General features: G+C 64.9%; 19 protein-coding genes. 4 read left to right on the top strand and 15 right to left on the bottom strand.

The genetic code is table 11. The features are described 5' to 3' along the window. Positions 1–105 precede the first annotated feature (105 nt). Genes JEQ47_RS07285 through JEQ47_RS07295 form a run of 3 tightly spaced genes read right to left on the bottom strand, consistent with a single transcriptional unit; the run spans position 106 to position 2,716 of the window. Entirely contained in the window at positions 106–915 is an 810-nt protein-coding gene (locus JEQ47_RS07285) for an ABC transporter ATP-binding protein (RefSeq protein ID WP_198875767.1), read from the bottom strand. Further along, positions 912–1,940 carry an ABC transporter substrate-binding protein gene (locus JEQ47_RS07290; RefSeq protein ID WP_198875768.1) on the bottom strand — a complete coding sequence of 343 codons (1,029 nt, stop codon included), beginning with the start codon at positions 1,938–1,940 and terminating at the stop codon, positions 912–914. The genes JEQ47_RS07285 and JEQ47_RS07290 overlap by 4 nt, the downstream gene beginning before the upstream one ends. Before the next feature lie 2 nt (positions 1,941–1,942). After that, positions 1,943–2,716, bottom strand: coding sequence for an ABC transporter permease (locus tag JEQ47_RS07295; RefSeq protein WP_198875769.1), 774 nt, complete (start codon positions 2,714–2,716; stop codon positions 1,943–1,945). A 745-nt stretch (positions 2,717–3,461) separates the two neighbouring features. Between JEQ47_RS07295 and otnI the strand changes: the two genes are divergently transcribed. After that, positions 3,462–4,247, top strand: a complete 786-nt coding sequence (gene otnI / locus JEQ47_RS07300; protein WP_198875770.1) for a 2-oxo-tetronate isomerase — start codon at positions 3,462–3,464, stop codon at positions 4,245–4,247. Here otnI and phnE (JEQ47_RS07305) read toward each other — a convergent pair. The 12 genes from phnE (JEQ47_RS07305) to phnF are packed head-to-tail and all read right to left on the bottom strand — an operon-like array spanning position 4,244 to position 14,330. Further along, complete coding sequence (gene phnE, locus JEQ47_RS07305; protein WP_198875771.1) at positions 4,244–5,074, bottom strand: phosphonate ABC transporter, permease protein PhnE; 831 nt, start codon at positions 5,072–5,074, stop codon at positions 4,244–4,246. The genes otnI and phnE (JEQ47_RS07305) overlap by 4 nt on opposite strands. A gap of 3 nt (positions 5,075–5,077) precedes the next feature. Beyond that, entirely contained in the window at positions 5,078–5,989 is a 912-nt protein-coding gene (phnE, locus tag JEQ47_RS07310; RefSeq protein ID WP_328768465.1) for a phosphonate ABC transporter, permease protein PhnE, read from the bottom strand. Positions 5,990–6,049: 60 nt separating this feature from the next. Continuing rightward, positions 6,050–6,970 (bottom strand): phosphonate ABC transporter substrate-binding protein, encoded by a 921-nt coding sequence (gene phnD, locus JEQ47_RS07315; RefSeq protein WP_198875772.1) that lies wholly within the window; start codon positions 6,968–6,970, stop codon positions 6,050–6,052. Positions 6,971–7,002: 32 nt separating this feature from the next. Next, the gene (phnC, locus tag JEQ47_RS07320) at positions 7,003–7,821 is read right to left on the bottom strand and encodes a phosphonate ABC transporter ATP-binding protein (protein WP_198875773.1); all 819 of its coding nucleotides are present in this window, start codon (positions 7,819–7,821) and stop codon (positions 7,003–7,005) included. Between the two features lie 54 nt (positions 7,822–7,875). After that, positions 7,876–9,063, bottom strand: a complete 1,188-nt coding sequence (locus JEQ47_RS07325; RefSeq protein WP_198875774.1) for an alpha-D-ribose 1-methylphosphonate 5-triphosphate diphosphatase — start codon at positions 9,061–9,063, stop codon at positions 7,876–7,878. After that, complete coding sequence (locus JEQ47_RS07330; protein ID WP_198875775.1) at positions 9,050–9,781, bottom strand: phosphonate C-P lyase system protein PhnL; 732 nt, start codon at positions 9,779–9,781, stop codon at positions 9,050–9,052. Before JEQ47_RS07330 ends, JEQ47_RS07325 begins: the two co-directional genes overlap by 14 nt. Positions 9,782–9,790: 9 nt before the next feature. Then, a complete protein-coding gene (locus JEQ47_RS07335; protein ID WP_198875776.1) occupies positions 9,791–10,612 on the bottom strand; it encodes an ATP-binding cassette domain-containing protein in 822 nt (273 codons plus the stop codon). Then, the gene (locus JEQ47_RS07340; RefSeq protein ID WP_198875777.1) at positions 10,609–11,523 is read right to left on the bottom strand and encodes an alpha-D-ribose 1-methylphosphonate 5-phosphate C-P-lyase PhnJ; all 915 of its coding nucleotides are present in this window, start codon (positions 11,521–11,523) and stop codon (positions 10,609–10,611) included. Before JEQ47_RS07340 ends, JEQ47_RS07335 begins: the two co-directional genes overlap by 4 nt. Beyond that, positions 11,520–12,614: a carbon-phosphorus lyase complex subunit PhnI gene (locus JEQ47_RS07345; RefSeq protein ID WP_198875778.1), complete on the bottom strand. Its 1,095-nt coding sequence runs from the start codon at positions 12,612–12,614 to the stop codon at positions 11,520–11,522. The genes JEQ47_RS07340 and JEQ47_RS07345 overlap by 4 nt, the downstream gene beginning before the upstream one ends. Next, entirely contained in the window at positions 12,615–13,145 is a 531-nt protein-coding gene (gene phnH, locus JEQ47_RS07350; protein WP_198875779.1) for a phosphonate C-P lyase system protein PhnH, read from the bottom strand. Further along, positions 13,145–13,588, bottom strand: a complete 444-nt coding sequence (phnG, locus tag JEQ47_RS07355; RefSeq protein ID WP_198875780.1) for a phosphonate C-P lyase system protein PhnG — start codon at positions 13,586–13,588, stop codon at positions 13,145–13,147. Before phnG ends, phnH begins: the two co-directional genes overlap by 1 nt. Next, positions 13,578–14,330 carry a phosphonate metabolism transcriptional regulator PhnF gene (gene phnF, locus JEQ47_RS07360; protein ID WP_198875781.1) on the bottom strand — a complete coding sequence of 251 codons (753 nt, stop codon included), beginning with the start codon at positions 14,328–14,330 and terminating at the stop codon, positions 13,578–13,580. Before phnF ends, phnG begins: the two co-directional genes overlap by 11 nt. A gap of 164 nt (positions 14,331–14,494) precedes the next feature. Between phnF and JEQ47_RS07365 the strand changes: the two genes are divergently transcribed. Genes JEQ47_RS07365 through JEQ47_RS07375 form a run of 3 tightly spaced genes read left to right on the top strand, consistent with a single transcriptional unit; the run spans position 14,495 to position 16,819 of the window. Next, on the top strand, positions 14,495–15,643 hold the full coding sequence (locus JEQ47_RS07365; protein ID WP_198875782.1) for an alpha-D-ribose 1-methylphosphonate 5-triphosphate diphosphatase: 1,149 nt from the start codon (positions 14,495–14,497) through the stop codon (positions 15,641–15,643). Further along, the gene (gene phnN, locus JEQ47_RS07370) at positions 15,640–16,191 is read left to right on the top strand and encodes a phosphonate metabolism protein/1,5-bisphosphokinase (PRPP-forming) PhnN (protein ID WP_198875783.1); all 552 of its coding nucleotides are present in this window, start codon (positions 15,640–15,642) and stop codon (positions 16,189–16,191) included. Before JEQ47_RS07365 ends, phnN begins: the two co-directional genes overlap by 4 nt. Before the next feature lie 10 nt (positions 16,192–16,201). After that, positions 16,202–16,819 carry a DapH/DapD/GlmU-related protein gene (locus JEQ47_RS07375; RefSeq protein ID WP_198875784.1) on the top strand — a complete coding sequence of 206 codons (618 nt, stop codon included), beginning with the start codon at positions 16,202–16,204 and terminating at the stop codon, positions 16,817–16,819. Positions 16,820–16,856: the final 37 nt, after the last annotated feature.

Genomic DNA, 16,856 nt, shown 5'->3' on the forward strand with positions numbered 1-16,856 from the left:
GTCTGCCAAAAACACCCAATCTCTCAACGATAACCAAACCATCAAAAGCCCCGATCAATCGATCGGGGCTTTCGTGCTTTAGGCGGCATGAAAGGCCCATTTCGCCTAGCCCGGCTGCCGGCCAAAAAAGGCCGAGGCTGGATCCGACAGCACCAAATGGCGGATCTGCGACCACAGCCGGGCCCGGAGCGTGGCATAGGCGGGGAGGCCCTGTAGTCCCTCAATGGACCGGGGCCGCGGCAGGTCCACCTCGATATCGTCGAGCACGGCGCCTCGGCCCATGACGATGATCCGATCGGCCAGCAGCAGGGCTTCGTCGACGCTGTGCGTGACGAACAGCACGGTCGGCTGCCGCTCGGCATGAAGCCGCAGCAGGTCCTCCTGCATCAGCTCGCGGGTCTGCGCGTCGAGGCTGGCAAAGGGCTCGTCCATTAGGAGAATATCGGGATCGCCGACCAGGGCGCGCGCCAGGGCCACGCGCTGCTTCATGCCGCCCGAGAGTTGTGCCGGATACTGATCCGCCCAGGCTTCGAGCCCGACTTTTCGGAGCTGGGCCATGGCGCGGTCGCGCCGGTCCGGCGGTGAGTATCCGCTTCCCTCCAGCGCGAAGCCGACATTGTCGAGCACGCTGCGCCAGGGGAGGAGGCGGAAATTCTGGAACACGAAGCCGATCCTCGGACCGGGCACCGGCGCCGCGCCATCGATGGTCACCGTTCCCATATCGGGCGTGATGAGACCATCGGCGAGGCGCAGCAGGGTGGATTTGCCGCAACCCGATGGACCGACCACGGCGACGAATTGCCGGGCCGGTACGTCGAGATCGATGGCCTGGACGGCCTGGATCGAACTCCCATCGCGTTGCCGGAAGGCCTTGCTGACACCGGCAAAGCGGATGGTTGGGTGGGTCGGGGTCATCGATCCGCCGGGTCAGCGCCGTCGACAATGCCGACTTCCGCGAGGACCGCGTCAAGGGGGCCGAAATCCACCCAGGCATCGAGGCTCGGGGCCGTCATGCCGGCGAAGTCCGCGGTGCGGTAGAGCCAGTCGGTGGTTTCGCGCAGTTCGGCAGCGCTCATGCCGCCATTGATGCTCCAGCTCCCGGCATAGCTCGGCGCGAGCGTTTCGAGCGTCTGGCGGTCGACATGCGGCAGCGCTTCGGCCATGGCATCCACCCACAATTGCGGATCGGCGGCGAAGTCGCGGCTGATCCGTATAAGGGCACGGATGACCGCCTCGACGTCCTCGGGCCGCTCCGCGAGCACCGAGGCGGGGACGGCGTTGACTTTGCTGACGACAGGCGCCGCCGCATAGTAGGCGTCTTGGTCGATGAGCACATGGAGGCCGGCTCTGTCGGGCAGGCTAACCCAGGTGCCGATGGACATGGTCGTGGCGTCCACCTGGCCGGCCGCGAGCGCCTGGGCCCGCACATTGGGCTGGCCAACGCTGAAGAGCTGCATGGAGTCGATATCGACGCCGAGCGTGTCGAACACTTCGGCGGAAAGGCTGTGGTCGACGCTGCCGATCCGGCCGATGGCGAAGACGGCGCCTTCGAGATCGGATGGCGCCGCGACGCTGTCTTTGGCGGCAATCAGGAACGGGAGCGACTTGTTGGGCGAAGTGACGGCGCGCAGGTCGTCGGCGCCGACTGCAATGGCCTGCAGCAGCGCATCGACGCCGATATTGGCCATGTCGCCATCGCCCGACTGGAGAGCGGCCAGTGCGGAGGGCGTCTGTTGCACCCGTACCAGTTCCACATCAACGCCTTCGCGCTCGAAATATCCCAGGGTCAAGGCAAGATCCATGACTGAACTGGGCACCAGCGGCGGCTCAAGGTGGGTGACGACGAGGCGGAACGGCTCATCCGATTGCGCCAGGGCCGGGCCGGAAAGCAGCATAGCGAACAGGAGCATGGAGGCGACGGTCGAGGTGATCTTGGGCATGACTAGGTTGACCAACGGGTGAGATGGGCTTCGAGAAGCCGGAGCAGTTCGGTGACCAGGACGCCGATGACGGCGAGGGTGAGGACCACGACGAAGTATTCGGCCATGCGGAAACTGTTTCCGTAAAGGGCGAGGAGCCCGCCAAGGCCGGTCACGGCGGTATAGAGTTCGGCGACCACGGTGTTGATCAGGCCGATCGTCGCGCCAATCCGAAGACCGGCGAGGATATAGGGCACGGCGCCGGGCAGGACCACGGCGCGGAAGATTTGCGCGCGGCCCGCGCCCACCGAGTGCGCCATCTCGACAAGATCGACATCGGCCTGCCGCACCCCGGCATAGGTGTTGATGACGATGGGCATGACGGCGCCGAGAAAGACGACGAAGAGTTTTGCCTCGATGCCGAGGCCGAGCAGGACGATGATGAGCGGAATGAAGGCGACGCGCGGCGTGGCGGCCAGCGCATAGACATAGATTTCCAGTGTTCGGCCAAGCAGGCCGAAGGCGCCCATGACGATGCCGAGCGGCAGGGCGACCAATACGGCCAAAGCAAAGCCGCCGAGATAGGTGCCGAGGCTGGTGAGCACGGCGGCCGCGAGCCGTCCATCGGCCCAGAGTCGCGCCGCTGCCTCTGCCGTTGCGAGCGGCGTGGGAATGACATTGCGGCTGACGAGCTGGGAGGCGATCCACCAGAGGGCGAGCAGCAGCAGGAGGAAGCCGAGGCGCGTTACGGCGACGAGCCATGGCGATGCCACCCTTTCCTCCCGACTGCCGATCATGTCTCTGTCCTCAGCTCGCCCGCTGTGCGGCACATGTGATCAAGACTGCGGCGCTTGTCCAGTAGCCATGGCAAGGTGCCGCTCAGCGCCCGGCGCCTGCGGTTGGAGATGCTGATGGAGCCCCGAGGCGCCCTTTGTCCCTGAGTGAATAGATAATGAGACGCAGGGCGCCTCGGAGCGACGGGATTTCAGGCAGGGAGTTTCACTAGGGCCGGCTTACGCCGGAATTTCCCATCTCCGGACCCAGGCTCCGTAACGATTCAGAACCCTCCCGACTGTCGCCGAACGGTTGATCGTTGCAACCCCATCATCGCCCGGCTGATGACGAGGAGTATCGCAGAGGATTTGAGTGGCGGGGATAAGTTTTATCGTAAGACCACCCCCACCTAACCTCCCCCTGAAGAAGGGGGAGGGATGGATCGAGTGTGTCGGGGCTTTCGCGCAAATACCGGACTGCCCTCTCCCCCATGCGGGAGAGGGGGACCGCGCGAAGCGTGGTGGAGAGGGGAGCGGCTGGTGCCGGCCTTGCCGATGACGGCTCGGTGTTCGTTGCCCCCCTCCACCGCCTTTCGGCGGTCCTTTCGAGCACAGCTCTCAAGGCGTTCTCACCTAAATCGCGCCACCGGAGCGATTTCGCCCAAGGCCGGTTCCGTAAACGGGTGAGGAATGGCCGCGGCTTGGTGGACTTGTCGCCCCCAAGGGCGCTAGAGGGTTTGGCCACATCTGGCGTGGTTCAGGAGACGGCATGCCGCGCTTTTCCGCCAATCTGTCCATGCTCTATCCAGAACTGGACTTCTTGGAGCGCTTTGCGGCCGCTGCGGCGGACGGCTTTGCGGCGGTCGAATATGTCGGCGCCTATGACCGGGAGCCGCAGGTATTGCGGGACCTGCTCGACCGGCACGACCTCACCCAGGCGCTGTTCAACCTGCCGGCGGGCAATTGGGCGGCGGGTGAGCGGGGGATCGCTTGCCTGCCCGATCGCATCGACGCGTTTCGTGAGAGTGTCGATACCGCCATTCGCTATGCCGAGGCGACCCGCTGTAACCAGGTCAATTGCCTTGCCGGCATCGTACCGCCGGGTGTCGACCGCCAGGCGGCTGAGCAGGTGCTGGTGGACAATTTGCGCCATGCGGCACCGCGCCTTGCCGATGCGGGCATAAAGCTGCTGCTCGAACCGATCAATCCGCGTGACATGCCCGGCTTTCTCGTCAACTCCACCGCTGACTACGAGCGGATCGCCGCCGAGGTCGGACACAACAACCTCTTCCTGCAGTACGATTTTTACCACATGCAGGTGGTGCAGGGAGACCTGCTCAACACCTTCCGGCGCCTGCAGGGACGCATCGCCCATGTGCAGGTGGCTGACAATCCCGGGAGGCACGAACCGGGATCGGGTGAGATCAACTATGCCGCTATTTTCGCAGCGCTCGACGCGGCCGGATATGACGGCTGGGTCGGCGCCGAATACCGGCCCCGGGCCGGCACCAGCGAAGGGCTTGGCTGGTTCGAGCCCTGGCGCCGACGCCGCTAGATCAGCCGCGCTCGAATGCGGCGTGAAATGGCGTCGATCACGGCCACGGTGACGAGGATCATCAGGATGATGAAGGCCGCTTCCTGCCAGTTGTTGATGCGGATGCGGTCGGAGAGCTGGAGGCCGATGCCGCCGGCGCCGACAATGCCCAGAATGGTGGCCGAGCGGACATTGGATTCGAAGAAATAGAGCGCGTGGCTCATCATGACCGGGAAGACCTGCGGGAAGACGCCGAGCCGCACGATGTGGAGTTCGCCCCCGCCCGAGGCGCGGACGCCCTCGACTGGCTTTCGGTCGACATTCTCGATTGCCTCGGCAAAGAGCTTGCCGAAGACCATGACGTCGCCCACCGCAATGGCGAGCACGCCGGCAAAGGGGCCGAGCCCGACGGCAGAGACGAAGATCAGCGCCCAGACGAGGCCATCGATGCCACGAAAGGCGTCGAAGAAGCGGCGGATGCCGAAGTGGAAAACCCAGTTGGGCACGATGTTCTTGGCGCCGAGGAAGCCAAGCGGCAGGGCGACGACGAAGGCGATGACGGTGCCTAGAAACGCCATTGCCACGGTTTCGAGCATGGCCAGCGTATAGTCCCAGAGCCCGTCGCCCGGCCAGGGCGGGATCATCAGGGTGACCAGCAGCCCGAGCTTGTTGAGGCCGTTGAGCAAGCGCATGGGGGAAGCGTCGATCCACCAAAGGCCGAAACCGAGCGCGGCGAAAAAGGCGAGCCACAGAGCCCAGTCGCGAAGGCGGTGCGGCAGGGGGCGCACGAAAAGGCCGGGATGGATGCGCTTGAGGCGGGCAATATCGGCGGGCTGGGCAAGGGTCATGGATCAGGCGCTCTGCTGAAGGCTGTGGCCGATGAGGCGATGGCGGATGGTTTCGCAGATGATGTCGATCACCGAGGTGGTGAGGATCAACAGCAGCATGATGGCGGAGATGTCGGTATATTCGAACTGGCGAATGGCGACGTAGAGGTCCTCGCCAATGCCGCCGGCACCGACCAGGCCCAGCGCCGAAGCGCCACGGACATTGATCTCGAAGCGCAGCAGAAGATAGCTGGCATAATTGGGCAGGGCCTGTGGCACGACGCCAAGGCGCATGATCATCGGCCAGTTGCCGCCCGAGGCGCGGACGCCCTCGATGGGGCCGGGATCGACATTCTCGTTGACCTCGGCAAAGAGTTTTCCAAGCGAGCCTGCCGTGTGCACGGCGATGGCCAGAACACCGGCAAAGGGGCCGAGCCCGAAGGCGAAGACGAAGATCAGCGCAAAGACCAGTTCGGGCACGGTGCGGCAGAATTCGAGCGCGCGGCGGGCGGCAAAATAGATGCCTGAATTCTGCACCAGGTTGCGCGAAGCGGGAAAGCAGAGAGCAAGGGCGAGGACGCCGCCCAGCACGGTGCCGACAAAGCCCATGAGGATGGTTTCGACCAGGAGGCGCGTCCAGAAGCGGAGGCCCCAATACCATTCGGCCATGTCGGCGCCGAAATTTTCGAGCGTCAGCGTCGGTAGCGTTCCGGCAATGTAGTTCCAGGCCATGGGGAGGCCCTTGATGAGCCCCGGAATGGAAAAGTCGCTGACGGCTACCGAGGCGACCAGCGCCACGAGGAACAGCGCGCCATACAGAAAGGTCCAGTTGCGGCGGGTGAACTGCTGCTGGCGATAGCGGTCCTCGAAGGAGGTGAGGCGCTCTTCGCGCGTCGTCGAGGACAATCTGCCATTGGTTTGGGTCAGGGTGGACACGCGCGCCTCACGAAGAAAAGAAGGCCGGCACGCGACATGCGCACCGGCCAGTCAGGGACATCAGTTGCCGTTCTTGCGGCGCTCTTCGGCGTTGAATTCGGTGATCGCCACCACGTCGAGATAGTCTTCGTGCTTGGCTTCGACATAACCGCTCGAGGTGCCGTTGCTGTAGGTGGCGAAGCCCTCAGGGTCCTTTTCCGGGAAGGCCATCAACGCGGCCTTGAACTCGTCCTGCAATTCCTGCGGCAGGGTCGTGTTGATCATGACCGGGGTGTTGGGGATGACCGGCGAGGTCCAGATGATACGGACGGAGCCGGGCTCGATCAGGCCCTTCTTTTCCATGGTCTGGATGTTGCCGGCAGTCTCGTTGCGCCAGTGGGTGGCGACGGCTTCGAACGTGCCGTTGACCAGGGCCATAACGGACTGCTCGTGGCCGCCCGAAAAGGCGACTTCGCTGAAATACTCGTCGGCCGAGGTCTGGAGTTCGGTCGCCAGGTAATAGGAGGGGACGGCATAGCCCGAGGTCGAATTCGGATCGGCAAAGGCGAAGGACTTGCCCTTGATGTCTTCGAGGCTCTGGTAGGGGCTGTCGGCGCGCACGGCGATGACGGAATAGTAGCCGAGATTACCTTCGGCATCGAGCGTCACGGCGACCGGGGCGATATCCTCGCCCATGATCTTGCGGGCCAGGGCATAGGCGGCCGGGCCGACCGAGGCGATCTGCACATGGCCGGCGCGCATGGCTTCGATGACGGCGGCATAGTCGGTGCCGCGGATCATCTTGACCGGCACGCCCAGCTCGCGGCTGAGATAGTCGGCATAGGGCTGGTTGCGGGCAATGGCGTCGGTCTCGTTCTCGCCCGAGGAAATGCCGATGGTGAGTTCGGGGAACTCGGCGCGCCAGTCCTGGGCCAGGGCCGGGGAGACGAGGGCGAGCGAAGCCAGCGCGGCCACAAGGCCACGACGCGTCAGGGTAAGCATGTCTGTTTCTCCGAGGTGGGGTTGGGCGGCGCTTAGTGCGCCGTCTCCATCTGTCGTTGGCCGGTGTGGCCAGTCGCAGCGATGGTCGAGGTCAGGCTCTCGTCCACGGCTGATTGGGTGTCGTCACCATAGATCTGCTGGATCATGGCGCTGGTGAGCTGCGCCGGCGTGCCGTCGAAGACGACATGGCCATGGGCCATGCCGATGATGCGGTCGCAATAGGCGCGGGCCGCGTCCAGCGTGTGCAGATTGGTGATGACGGTGATCTTGTCCTGCTGGTTGATGGTGCGCAGGGCCTCCATCACCAGCCGCGCATTGCGCGGATCGAGCGAGGCGATGGGCTCGTCGGCAAGGATGATGCTGGGCTTCTGCATCAGGGCGCGGGCGATGGCGACGCGCTGCTGCTGGCCGCCCGAAAGGGTATCGGCGCGCTGCAGGGCCTGCGACAGAAGGTCGAGCCGGTCGAGCGCCATGGCCGCATTGGCGCGATCCGCCGCCGAAAAATGCTTGAACATGACCGGCAGGGTTCCGGCGCTGCCGATCCGGCCGATCAGCACATTGGTGAGCACGTCGAGCCGGTCGACGAGGTTGAACTGCTGGAAGATCATGGCGCAGCGGGCGCGCCAGGATCGGAGGTCATTGCCCTTGAGACTGCCGACATTGACGTCACCGGAGGTGATCCGGCCCTCGTCGGCAGTGGCCAGCCGGTTGATCAGGCGGAGAAGCGTCGACTTGCCGGCGCCGGACCGACCGATGACCCCGACCATCTGGCCGGGGACGAAACTGGTCGACACGTTGTTGACGGCAATGGTGTCGCCAAAGCGCTTGGTGACGTTTCTCAGCTCCAGCATGGTCCACCCCTTGGGTTCGCTATGAGTTGACCCTAGTCCGGCTAGATGACAGCGTTAACTCATTCGAATGACACGTCCGTGACGCTGCAGATCGAGCCTGCCATCGGCATGAACGAAACGGCCGCGCGACAGCGTGGCATGCACCTGGCCGACACCGGTTTCCGAGGCGACGAGCAGGTCTGCGCGAAGCCCGACGCGGATTTCGCCACGGTCTTCGAGCCCGAGAGCTTTGGCCGGATTGAGTGAGGTGAGCCGCGCCGCACCGGCCAGGCCATCGGGATCGGTCTGGGCCAGCACCAGCACCGCCGGCAGCATGGCGGAAGGGTGGTAGTCGGCGGCGAGCAGGTCCAGCACGCCGGCTTCATGCGCCGCGCGGGCCGACAGATTGCCCGAATAGGACTGGCCGCGCAGCGCATTGGGGGCGCCCATGGCATTGAGCATGCCGCGCTTGTGGGCCTCCTGCGCCGCTTCCAGCGTCACCGGGAATTCCGAAATATTGGCGCCGAGGCTATCCATCAGCGCCACCTTTTCGACCGTGTCGTCGTCATGGCTGGCGACCGGTACGCCGTGAAGCGCGCAATATTGGGTAATGGCGCGCAGGGTCGCGGTCATGTCGCCGGCGGTTGCCTGCCGGTCGCGAATGCGCTGCTGCAGGTTTTCGTGAGCCGCCTCGAGCGAAATGCCCTTGGTCTTGGAGATATTCGTGGCCTGCAGCTCGAGGTCGCGATACTGCCCCTGGCCCGGCGTGTGGTCGCAGAGCGAGACCAGGTCCACCGAGCCTTCGCCCACGAGTTCCTTCACCACCGACAGAGCCGCCGGAAAGGTCACCTCGAACCGCGCGTGGACGCGGTGGTCGATCAGCAGGTTCGGTCGCGCCGCAACGACGGCGCGGATCATCTCGCTGGTGAAGTCGTAGCTGCGCATATGGCCATAGGTGGAGCCGGGCGCGAAGCTCAGAGAGGCATAGGCGGTGGTGATGCCCGCGGTCGCGAGCTTCATGTCGAGATCGCGCAGGCCCATGGACATGGGCATGCGCACGCCGGGACGCGGCTCGATCTCGCGCTCGATCATGTCGCCATGCATGTCGATCATGCCGGGCAGCAGCAAGAGACCATTACCCTCGACCTCGGCATGCGCCACGGGGGCCTCGCTGATCTCGGCGATCAGCCCGTCCTCGATGCGCAGGGCGCCGCGCTCGATGACGCGGTCGGCAAGGACAATGCGGAAATCAGAGAGCCACATCTTCGCGTTCCGTCGTTTCGTCAGCCACCACGCGGGTGCTGAGGTTGATTTCGCGGTCGATCAGGGTTTCGACATCGCCCGGATGGTGGAAGACGCCGATAATGGCGACGCCCTGACGCTTGAGTTCGGCCAGACGGCGCAGCAGCGCGGCACGGGCGCCGGCATCGAGCGAGGCCGTGGGTTCGTCGAGCAGAAGCAGCTTCTGCGGCAGGATCAGGGCGCGGGCGAGGTTCACTTTCTGCTGCTCGCCACCCGAGAAGGTGGATGGATAGGCGCGCCAGAGTTCGGGGCGGACGCCGAACTGGTCGAGCCAGTGCCGGGCCTGGTCCAGCGCCTCGGCCCGTGACACCCCAGCCAAGAGCAGCGGCTCGGCGACGATGTCCTGCGCCGCGACGCGCGGGCGGGCATTGAGGAATTGGGTGACGAAGCCGATTTCCTCGCGGCGGAGGAGGGCAATATCGACATCGGCGGCGTTGGCGAGGTCGATCTCGCCATGATTGGAGCGATAAAACACATGGCCGCCGACCGGGAGGTAGGAGCGCCAGATGGTGCGGAGAAGCGTCGACTTGCCGGCGCCGTTGTGGCCGCGCAGCAGGATGAATTCGCCTTCGAACAGGTCGAAGCTGACGCCTTCGAAAGCGTGCAGCATGCTGTCGAGGTGATACATGCGGAAGGTCTTGGTGAGACCCTGGACGCGCAGGAGGGGCGTGGATGTCATGGCGTCACCTCAGAGTTTCGCGTGGACGAGTTGCTGGGTATAGGCGTGCTGCGGGTCCTGAAAGACCTGGTCGGCGAGGCCCTGTTCCACCACTTCGCCATGACGCATGACCATGACGCGGTCGGCCATGGTGCGGATGACGCCGAGGTCGTGGCTGACCAGCACCATTGTGATCTTGCGGTCGCGCTGGAGCCTTTTGAGGGTATCGAGCACCAAAGCCTGCACCGAGACGTCGAGGCCGGTGGTCGGTTCGTCGAGCAGCAGCAGAGCCGGTTCGAGCGCGATGGCCTTGGCCAGTTGCACGCGCTGCTGCATGCCGCCCGAGAGTTCGATCGGGCGGGCATCCATGCGGTCGAGCGGAAATTCGGAGGCGTCGAGCGCCTCGCGTGCCTTGTCGCGCAGCACGTCGAAGCTGCGCTCGCCAGCGATGAGAAGGCGCTCGGCGACATTGCCGCTCGAGGAATGTTTCATCAATAGCCCCAGGTGCGGGTTCTGGTAGACGATGCCGATATGGCGGGCGCAGAGCATGCGGCGCTCATAGCGGGCGAGATCGAAGAGGTTCTCGTTCTCGCGGCCGGGCAGGCGCAAGGTGTAGTCGCCGGTGTCGGGAGTGTCCTCGAGGTTCATCATCCGCAAGAGCGTCGACTTGCCCGAGCCGCTTTCCCCGACAATGCCCATGACCTCGCCGGGATAGACTTTCGCGTCGACATTGCGCAAAGCGCGCACATTGCCGAAGCGCTTGGAAATGCCGCTCATGGTGAGCAGCGGCTCGGCCCGCATCAGGCGGGGTTCGGCGCGCTCCAGCGCCGGAAGTCCCAGATCAAGGCTCATGCGGAATACTCCCCGTTGCGATACCAGGTCTCGCCGATTTCCGTCGGCGCGCCCTCGGTCTTGTTGAGCGCCTTGATACCGAGATTGCTGTCCGAAACCTCGAACACCGAGCCGCCGCCATCCTGGGGCAGTTCGTTCATGAAGAAACCCTGGACGCCCGAGCGGCGGCAGGTGAGGTCGGCATGGTCCTCGACCAGATAAGGACGGTCGGAGAAAACCAGCGGTTCGACCCTGGTATAGGGCGGCACGGCATGGAGGCGCTTTTCGCGGCCAGCCGAGAGGAAGGTCAGGTGCCTGGCCATGTTGAGCTTGGGCACGTCCCAGCGCGGAATGGGCGAGGGGGTCATGACATGCCTGCCATTGACCATGGAGGGATACGATGCACCCTGCATGATGCGCCCTTTGCGCACGATCTGCTCATAGAGCGTCAGCCACAGCTTGCCGTAATCGGCATCGGCATGCATCTGCCGGGCGATGGAAATGTTGGGCTCGACCCCGCGCAGCGGTTCCGGGTTCGGCACCTGCAGCACGAGGATCTGGTCCTCGCGCATCATTTCCTCGGGAATGCGGTGGCGCGACTGCACGATGCTTGCGCCCAGCGTGTCCCAGGTTTCCGAAGCGCCGGAGACGCGGGAGATGAAGCGGCGGATCGAGGCGGCGTTGACGCCGTCATCGGCGCCCTGGTCGATGACCTTTACCACCGAGGTGGGATTGACGAGGGTCAGCGTCACCTGGAGGCCGCCAGTCCCCCAGCCGCGCGCCATTGGTACTTCGCGGCTGGCATAGGGCATCTGGCAGCCCGGCACGGCGATGGCCTTCAGCATCTTGCGCCGCAATTCGCGCTTGGCCGAGGCGTCGAGGAAACCGTAGCTGGTCGCTGCCCAGTCCTTGGTCAGGGTTGCAAGGCTCATAGCGCGGGTTCCTCTTCGGGTTCGGCGACGTAAGTCTCGCCCTTGGCTTCGGCGGCGGCCTTCTTGGCCTTTGCGTCGCGCATGGCATCCAGGATCGACTGGAAGGTGACGTAGTGCGGCAGCTTGAAGTGAATGCAGAAGCCCGAGGCTTCCACGCTTTCCGTGTGGTAGAGATAGAACTCTTCATGCACGGCCGAACCGACCGGTGCCTCGTCGGAATTGAGGTCGAGCGTCGCGGCGGCGATGACCTTCACCTCGTTCCAGCCGAAGGTGGCGGCAAAGCCGAGTTCGAGATAGCCGCCCTTTTCCTTGGACGTCACTTCCGCCTGGCTGACGCGGACGCGCCCGGCTGAAAACTCGGTGCCGCGGGGGTGGCGGACGACGACATTGGCTTCGCCGATGCGGAGTTCGTTGACGGTCGGGTGGGCATTGCCATAGCCGCGCATGGCGGCATAGCCGAGCGCCAGCACGCCACCGGTTTCGGCGCGCGCGAGGCTTTGCAGGCGGTGGGCGCGCGAGGCCGGGAACAGCAGCGGCTCGCGCGTCAGGTCGGGAATGTCCTCCGGCGCCACGTCCGAGGCATTGGCCGGGGCGACGAGGCCCTGCTGGCGCTGCCATTCGGCGAGCGAGGGCTGCTGCGCCGGGGCGGGGCTTGCTGCCTTGTCAACCTCGGGCGGGGCAAAGGGCTTGCCTTCGAGCACGTCGGTCGCCAGCACGCGGTGGGAATAGTCAAGCGTCGGCCCCAAGATCTGCCCGCCCGGAATATCCTTGAAGGCGGCCGAGATGCGGCGCTGGGTCAGGATTTCGTGCTGCTGCACCGGCCGCGATATGGCGAGGCGCGGCTGGGTGGTGCGCCAGGCGCGCAGCACCAGCACGGCTTCGGACAATTCGCCGCCGGTCTGTGCCAGGGCCAGGGCCGCCAGCTCCTCGTCATAGAGCGAGGCTTCGCCCATCACCCGGTCGATGAGATAGGGCATGGTGGAGCGGATGGTCTCGACGCGCGCGGCATCGATGGTGCCGAGGTCCTGGCGGAAGAGGCGTTCAGCCTGTTCGATGGCCTTTTCGCCACCACGGGTTGCTACATAGGCCATTTACAGCACCTCCACCTTGGTCGAGCGCGGAATGCCGATGACTGAGGTGCCATCGACGAAGAAGATGTCAAAGCCTTCGGGGTAGATGCAGAGCATGTCCCGCATGGCCCAGAAGCCGGGCGATACGGCGAGGGTCACGTCCTTGCTGCCGTTGATGCCGGGACCCGTCAGCCGCAGGCGCTGGCCCTGATGGGCGCAGGCAAGGACGAGAGTCGCGCCGTCATCGGGATAAAGCGCACTGCCGCAATTGAGCTCCGCAATGTCGGCACTGTCGAGCTCGGACAGGAACACATGGTCGGCAGCGCTGACTTTCTCCGCCAGCATCGCGCCGCTGGCGACGATGCGCGCCCGCATCTCGGGCGTGTCGGCATAGGCGGCGCATTCGAGATCAACCAGGGTTTCGACGATGGCGCCGAAACCGGCTTCGGGCAGCGTACGCACATCGCCGGGGCGCGACAGGGACCACATCAGCGCTTCGAACGTGGCATTGGCGCGCAGTTCGACGGCGTCGGGGGGAGCGACGGTCAGCATCAGAAAGTCTCCATTTCGACGCGGGTGGCTTCCACCTGCCGCATGCGCTCGGCATCGGCATGGGCCTGGTGCGCCTTTTCCTCGACAAGGAACTGCGCGGTGGCGGCGTCCTCGCCACGGGCCGCGACGGAGAGGTCGATGACAGCCATGGCCATGGCACGCTCGAGGTCGCGTCCGGTGACCATGCCATAGCCGGTGTGTCCCGCGGGATCGGTGATATGGGCTTCGCTCACCAGCACTTCACCGAGGTGAAAGTCGACATTCTGGACGGTGTCGCGCATCGGCACCATGACGAGGCCGGTGCGGTTGGCGACCACGGAAATCTCGCCCATGTCCGTGAGCAGGGTTTCGGCATGGTGCTTGAGGCGCTCGGGGCGGGCGCGGGCGAGGATGTCGAGCATCTCGCCATGCGCGGAGCCTCCGGATGGGGTTTCATTGAACATCGCTGTTCCTTTCGGTGACCATTGGCTGGTCGGTTTCAAAGGTGAACTGGACGCGGTCGCCGGCCCACACGGCTTCGGAAAAGCCGATGGGATTGCCGTCGAGATCCGCGTCGATTTTCTGCACCACCAGCACCGACTGGCCCGGCCGCAGCATCAGCATGCTGGCCTCCTGCTCCGAGGCGAGCCGGGTGAAGACCGTGGTGCGCTGGCGGCGGTAGTCGAGGATGCCGTAGGTCCGGTAGACCTGGGTGATGGACTCTTCCCCGCGCCGCCTTTCGGGCAGGTCGGGAAAACGGGTGGCGTCGTGATAGGCCCAGCCGATGGAAATCGGCAGGTCATTGGCAAAGCCGCGCCAGGAGCGCGCAAAGACCGGGGCGTCCTTGTCGATCCCCAAAGCCGCGGCGACACGGCCGCTGGCCGGCAGCTTCATTTCCGCCAGCGTTTCGCCCGAAGCGGTGAGACCCTGGCTCATCAGGTTCTCGTGCCAGCGGGTGCGGGTGCCGATGACGTAGTTGAGGAGCGGGGCGCGCTCGACGAAAGTGCCGCGCCCATGCTCGACGCGCAACTTGCCCTCGCCGACCAGCACCGCCAGCGCCTTGCGCAGCGAATGGCGGCGCACGCCGTACAGCACGCACAATTCCGGCTCGGAAGGCAGCCGCGTATCGGCCGCCAACCGCCCCGAGGTAATCTCTTCGCTGATCCGGTCCCGGGTGTCTTCCCAGGAATGTCCATGGCTTCGCATATCGTCAACTCATTCGAATGAGCTGGGTTCTAGCGACGGGAAGTGACACTGAAATGACGGTATAGAGGTCGTGCGACAGGGATGAGTCGACTCATTCGAATGTCGCGCCATCTGTCGTCGGCCTGTCACAGAGCATGAGTAGGGGATGGCAAAGGAGACACGCAATGACTGCCATCGGCCTCGACCAGACCACGCTCACCAATGCCCGCATCGTCCTGGGTGACCAGGTGCTGGAGGGCGCGATCGAGATGGCGGGTGGCGTCATCACCGATATCGGTTCGGCCAGCTCGCGCGGCACCGATCTCGAGGGCGATTTCCTCATCCCAGGTCTCGTCGAGCTCCACACCGACCACCTCGAGACCCATTATGCACCGCGTCCGAAAGTGCGCTGGCATCCGGTCGCCGCCGTGCAGGCGCACGATGCGCAGATTGCTGCGTCCGGCATCACCACGGTTTTCGACGCTATCCGCGTCGGCATCGACGAACATGCCGACATGGGCGCCGCCGAGTTGCGCATTCTCGCCGATGCGGTCACGGCAGGGGTCGAGGCGCGGCGCCTGCGCGCCGACCATTTCATCCACCTGCGCTGCGAAGTGTCGGCGCCCGATTGCCTTGAGGCTTTCGAGGGCATTATGGACCATCCCCTGGTGCGCCTTGCTTCGCTGATGGATCACGCACCGGGCCAGCGGCAGTTCGCCAATCCCGACGCCTATCGCGCCTATTACCAAGGCAAGCTCAAGATGAGCGATGCGCAACTGGCTGAATTCATCGCCCGCCGGACGCTGGAATCGATCAGCTATTCCGACCGCCATCGCAAGGCACTGGCCGCGCTCTGTCATGCCCGCGGCATTGCGCTGGCGAGCCACGACGACGCCACCGCAGCCCATGTCGATGAATCGCTCGAACTCGGTATCCGCATCGCCGAATTCCCCACCACGATGGAAGCGGCGCAGGCCTCGCGCGAGGCCGGGCTTTCCATTCTCATGGGCGGGCCCAACGTGGTGCGCGGTGGCTCGCATTCGGGCAATGTTTCCGCGCGTGACCTGGCTGCTGCGGGTCTCCTCGATATCCTCTCCTCCGACTACATTCCCTTCTCCATGCTGCAATCGGCCTTCTGCCTGGTCGATGAAGTGGCGGGCGTCGATGTGCCCCAGGCCATCAGCCTCGTCACCAAGCGGCCCGCCGAGGCGGCGGGGCTCGACGATCGCGGCGAGATCGCCCTGGGCAAGCGCGCCGACCTGGTGCAGGTGCGCATCGAGGATGGCGTGCCGATCGTGCGCACCGTCTGGCGGCAGGGCAGGCGGGTGCTATGACCGGCACCTTCGTCGCCGTCGTCGGCCCCAGCGGCGCCGGCAAGGACAGCGTCATCAATTTTGCCCGTGATTGCCTCGTGGACCAGGTCGTGGTGGTGCGCCGCACCGTCACCCGCGATGCCGATGGCGGCAGCGAGGATCACGACAGCCTCTCGCCCGCAGCCTTTGCCGCCGCCGAACGGGACGGACAGTTCGCGCTCTCCTGGGAAGCGCATGGCCTCTGCTATGGCCTGCCTATTGCGCTGGACGACGATCTTGCCGAGGGGCGGGTCGTCATCGCCAATCTCTCCCGCGCCGTCCTGCCGAAACTGCTTGCGCGCTACCCCACGGCGCTGGTGGTGGAAGTGACGGCCGAGCCCGAGATCATCGCCCGGCGCCTCGCCGGTCGCGGTCGCGAGGGCGGCGAGGAGATCAGGCGCCGCATGGAGCGTGGTGCCGGTTTCCACCTGCCTTCAAGCACGGTGCAAATCGACAATTCCGGCGCTCTCGATCTTGCCGGCAACCGCTTCGTTGCCCTGCTGCGCGACATCTTGCGCCTTCCCGCCTGAGGATTTTCCGATGAAGAAGCTGAGCGAGACGCCGTTTGTCCACGAAACGGCAAAGGTCACGCAATCGACCCTGGGGCGCTATACCGAGGTCGGCGCCCATTGCCATGTCGCCTATTCGACCATGGGTGACTATTCCTACTGTGTCGGCGGCACCCAGATCGCCTATTCCGATATCGGCAAATTTTCCAACATCGCCGCCAATGTGCGCATCTATGCCAGCATGCACCCGATGGAGCGGGCGTCGCTGCACCACTTCACCTATCGCTCGGCGCAGTATTTCGAGGGCGAGGAGGACGATGCCGCCTTCTTCGAATGGCGCGAAAGCACCCCGATCAGCATCGGCCACGATACCTGGATCGGCCATGGCGCGGTGATCATGCCGGGCGTGACCATCGGCAATGGCGCCATCATCGGCTCCAATGCGGTGGTGACGAAGGATGTGGCGGATTTCGCCATCGCCGTCGGTGTGCCGGCAAAGACCATCCGCCAGCGCTTCGCCGATCCGATCGCTGCACGGCTCGACGCCCTCAAGTGGTGGGACTGGAGCCATGAGCAGTTGCACCTGGCGCTGCCCGACTTCAGGACGCTGGCGATCGAGCCGCGACACCCCGCCACACCGATCCCGTGAATAGTCATGGAACCGTCACCCAAGTGTAATGGGGACG

Origin of the sequence: Devosia sediminis (genome assembly GCF_016411825.1) — a bacterium.
Lineage (GTDB): Bacteria > Pseudomonadota > Alphaproteobacteria > Rhizobiales > Devosiaceae > Devosia > Devosia sediminis.